The organism is Allocoleopsis sp. (genome assembly GCF_036703385.1).
Classification (GTDB): Bacteria; Cyanobacteriota; Cyanobacteriia; order Cyanobacteriales; family Coleofasciculaceae; genus Allocoleopsis.
In genome coordinates this window covers 1-4,380 of the sequence record NZ_DATNPA010000223.1, presented here as the reverse complement: position 1 = coordinate 4,380, position 4,380 = coordinate 1, and the positions used below count along the sequence as shown (strand labels likewise).

Genomic DNA, 4,380 nt, shown 5'->3' with positions numbered 1-4,380 from the left:
CGCAATATTGAGCCGACTATAAGAAATAGATATCCCGTGAACGGGTATCCCGCTTCCCACATAATAGCCCAAATTGCAGCAACAATTGCAGCAACTTTCCCCGATTTTGCTGCAACTTTCCCCGACTTGGCAACGACTTTCCGCGACTTGGCAGCAACAATTGCAGCAACTTTCCCCGATTTTGCTGCAAATTGCAGCAACTTTCCCCGGCTTGGCTGCAACCTTCGCCTTCAGGAGGTGGCATGATGACAACTCCAATCGCCCTCAAAAGAATCGACAATGACACGATCGAGCAGGTCAACCGGGCGGATATTGTCGAGGTCATCTCAGAACACGTAGCCCTGGAGAAGCGTGGCAAGGACTATATGGGACTGTGTCCCTTCCACGACGAAAAGACGCCCAGCTTCAGCGTCAGCCCAACTAAGCAGCTGTACTATTGCTTCGGCTGCACCGCTGGGGGAAACGTCATCAACTTCATCATGCAGACCCAAGGGAAAGGCTTTACCGATGCCGTGCTGGAGTTGGCACAAGACTGGGGAGTGCGGGTGCGCTATGAAGACGGCACGACGGAAGGCGACCCTCCGCCTCCACGCCCACGGCGACCGCTGGCACCTCTTCCCCAGGAACCCAAGGTTAGGGCAGGGTTAGAGCCGGATTGTACGTTTTCACCCGATGTCCAATTCGCTCAGTTACCAGATCTGGCAACTGACAGTCCTAAGCGGCAGCAGCGGAAGAATGACACGGAAATCATCTATCGTTATCCCGAATGGCGCTGGGTTCAACGGTTAGAAACCCCGGATGCCAGCAAACCCAAAGGGTACAAAAAAACTACCCTGCCTTGGCATATTAACAACCAGGGCAAGGCTGTCAAGCAGAAAGGCGCTGACCGCTGGAGTCCTTACCGTATGGAGGAAGTAGAGCAGTACGCTGTTGGGAAGTGGCTGCTGATGGTAGAGGGCGAAGCTTGTGTTGAATCAAGTCGCAGTTCCTTAGGGCTAGTCGCTTCAACGCTCCAGGGCGGTAGTTGGTCTAAGGAAGACCTCAAGCATGCGATGCTCCAGTATCAGAAAGCAGGCATCGCAGGCATCGTTTTTGCTCCCGACCATGACGAACCTGGACGGCAGAAAGCCCAAAAAGCGGCAGCAGCAGCGTCCCTAGTTGGATTACCCTTCATTACTCTTGACCCTCTGGCGATTTGGCAGGAAATGCCCGAAGCTGGAGATATAGTAGATTGGGTTCAATGGGGTATAGACCGAGGCATGGACCAGGATGACTTCATCCGGCGATTGGAGGAATCAATACACGCCGCTGTCAACAATCGCTTAAGACAGCAAAAGCTCAACGATCCAATCGAACGCGCCAAGCTGGAGATTAAGGCATGGCTCAAAGAAACCGATGTCACCCGACGCGAAATTACTAGAGGGCAGATTCAAGCGAGATACCGTCTCAAAGACGCTGCCTTTGAGCGAGTCATCAGGAGCCTCGACGAAAACTCAAAAACTGCCATCCCCAAAGATTTAGGCTTCGACGAAATTCTATCCCTGCCACAAATGGGCATCGAATACGTTGCTCCCGGTATGTTGCCTGCGGGTGAAGCCGTTTTGTTAGTGGCAGACCCGAAGGCCGGTAAATCTTTACTCGCCTACGATCTAGCTTTTGCGGTCGTAACGGGTGAATCTCACTTTTTGGGAGAACAAACCAAACAGGGGAAAGTTCTGATTATTCAGTGTGATGAGTCGCTCAACACCGCCAGGGGACGCTTGCTCAAGCGCGGTTTCCGTTACGAGGATGGTCCTAACCTGCGAATTATGGACTCGTTCCATATCAGCCAGCTAGGTCTGTTGGAGGAAAAGTTGGAGTCGTTCCGACCAACGCTGGTAATTATCGATAGCTTACGGCGCATCAATGCAGGTCGGGAAGTCTCGGAGAACTCAGCTGAGTTTGCCGACAATATTTACCAGCTCAAGGAACTGTGCGGGAGGTACAACAGCGCTCTCCTCCTCATCCACCACTCCAGCAAGAATCAAGAAGCTGTTGGTGTTGGTCGGGTGCGTGGCAGCAGTGCGATTGCCGGTGCGGTTTGGGGGGTGTGGCAGCTCGACCAAATTCCTAAGCCTGACCCCAACAATAAGAAGCGCCTGATTATCGACCCCAAAGACCAGACGCGAATCCTCAGCATCATGGCTCGTGACGTTGAGGGACAGCGCCTGAAGATAGAGTTAGACCCAGAGAACAATCACTGGATATCTCACGGTGAAGAAGGGGCTGATGCAAAGGAACTCCAAGAGCGTCAGACCATTGGGAATCAGATCGTTGCTTTGCTCCAGTCCGTCTCGCCCAAGGGCTTGGAAGCCAGCGAGATTAAAGAGGCGCTAGGTGTGGGCAACAGCGTTTACCCGGCACTGAATCGCTTGGTCGGTAAGCGGGTGATTGGGTCACGACCTTCTAGTAAAGACCGACGCCGTACTGTCTATTTTTATCCCACGGGTTCAGACGGAAACAAGTCGGACACTCCCCCCCCTACACCTACAGATTCAATTGATATTGAATCGACCCAAAGCGTTGATAAATCTAGCGTTGCCGATTCAATATCAAATCCATATCATTCGATCTCCAATCCATATCAACCAACCGAGAAAATCGAGGATGAAACTGCCTCGGGTGACGGCGCAGCAATGCCTTCAGCGTTCGATATCAATTCGGAGGCTGACCAGGGGGGAGTGGATGAAAAAATTGTGGAGGCACAGGAACTGGCACAAGCTGAAGACTCTGCCCCGATCGAGTCAGTAGCAGCGATCGTTGCTGATGCTTCGGCAGCGGGGAAGGGATTTGGCAAACGACCCCAATTAGCTGATCGTTCAGGTGCAGCAAGCTCCCAAGCCTCACCAACTGCCTCGCCAGCACCTTCTTTAAGTGAGGAACTGGCTGAAATGCTACTTGTGTGCGATTGTGCCGAAGCTGTAGCCGGATTGCGCTTAGTCCCCAGCTTTACGCCAGAGCTACTCAATGAGGCTTGTAAGCACCTGTCTCCTGAGAAGCACGCTCAAATCAAAGCCTGGGTGATTGAGCTAAATTCTCGACTCCAAGTAGGCGATCGCGTCTATTGGACGGAGTGTCCGGCTCACTGCGAGAGCTTTGCACCGTTTGAAATTACGGAGATCGAGGGGCAATATGCCAAACTCGATCTGTTTGCTCATCTAGTGCCCCTGAGCGAGCTACGCAAGGCGACATGAGAAACTCAACCCGGTTAGCTAGCTCCCTATTAAGTATTGGGTTGAGCCAGAGGAGAAACCCCATCCGCTGTCTGTTCCCACTCCTTTTTCCAGCGGCGAACCGTATCAGCACTCACGCCCAGTAACTCTTCAATTTGGGGTGGGCTTTTGCCCTCCTGAAGCAGTTGCTGACAAGATTGCCTGACCTCTGGTGAATGTAATCGAGGCCGACCGCCTTTATATTTCCTAGGTCTGTATAAATTCGCTCTTTTTGCCATGGATTGAACGGATGGAGCATAGACTCCTGTCAGGGCTTCGATCTCTTTAACATCTCGACCTTCTTGGTACAGTGCAAGAGCTTGCTCCTTTTGTTCGTCCGAATAACTTGTGCGCGGTCTAGACACACCGGCTTGCTGGGTCCATTGTCGAATTAAATCAGCAGAGATTCCAGTCTCGTCCTCAATTTGCTGAGGACTCATGCCCTCAACATATAGATTTACGTAACGCTGTCTTTCTGCCATCGAGTACTCGGATGCCTGTTTTAACTGTCCCGCCTTGCGAATCCAGCGCCGAAGAGTTTGGCGATTGCTAACACCAGTCAACTGCTGAATCTTTTCAAGGGAGTATCCCTGTCTATGAAGTTCTAGGCACTGTTGCCTTACTTCCGAAGGATAGGGGGGGTGAATTTCTGGTGGCAGCATCACCGGAAAAACTTCAGCAGGAGCTGAGTGCAATTTTTCTTGAATGCGTTGTACTAATTCCCTGAAGTACGGACAGTTCTGGCAATCAGCTCTCTCTCCAGGAGATTGGCAATTACAAGGTAAGCGCCAATCTTTGAGAGCTTCTGCTTCAGCAGCAGTAAATCGCTCGGCTGCTTGCTCAAAAATATTAATTGTTAGGTTTGATTGCATGGAAATCCTCTGTGATTTTCCTGAACAATGAGAAGCTGGACTCAAATGCTTAAATTTACCGAAACAATGTCTCCATCTAAAATCGCTACCTTCCGAAGGAGCTTGTCATAGATAATGTCTCGCTCCTCCCGAGTCAAGGTGTACCAGAACGTTTTTTTTTCTCGCCTCAGGATGATGGATAATCTGCCGAGCTGTAGCTTGAATAAAATTCTCCCCATCGACCTGACGGCTTTGCGACTCAATCTCCTTAATCAGGT

General features: G+C 51.2%; 3 protein-coding genes. 1 reads left to right on the top strand and 2 read right to left on the bottom strand.

Annotated elements, in window-relative coordinates; genetic code table 11:
- On the bottom strand, positions 1 to 221 hold a 221-nt coding region (locus V6C93_RS10985; protein ID WP_333476697.1), incomplete at its 3' end, for a hypothetical protein.
- A 21-nt stretch (positions 222 to 242) separates the two neighbouring features.
- Here V6C93_RS10985 and V6C93_RS10980 point away from each other — a divergent pair.
- Entirely contained in the window at positions 243 to 3,233 is a 2,991-nt protein-coding gene (locus V6C93_RS10980; protein WP_333476696.1) for a CHC2 zinc finger domain-containing protein, read from the top strand.
- Positions 3,234 to 3,262: 29 nt separating this feature from the next.
- Here the strand turns inward: V6C93_RS10980 and V6C93_RS10975 are convergent, their stop codons facing one another.
- The gene (locus V6C93_RS10975) at positions 3,263 to 4,123 is read right to left on the bottom strand and encodes a helix-turn-helix domain-containing protein (protein WP_333476695.1); all 861 of its coding nucleotides are present in this window, start codon (positions 4,121 to 4,123) and stop codon (positions 3,263 to 3,265) included.
- Positions 4,124 to 4,380 lie beyond the last annotated feature (257 nt).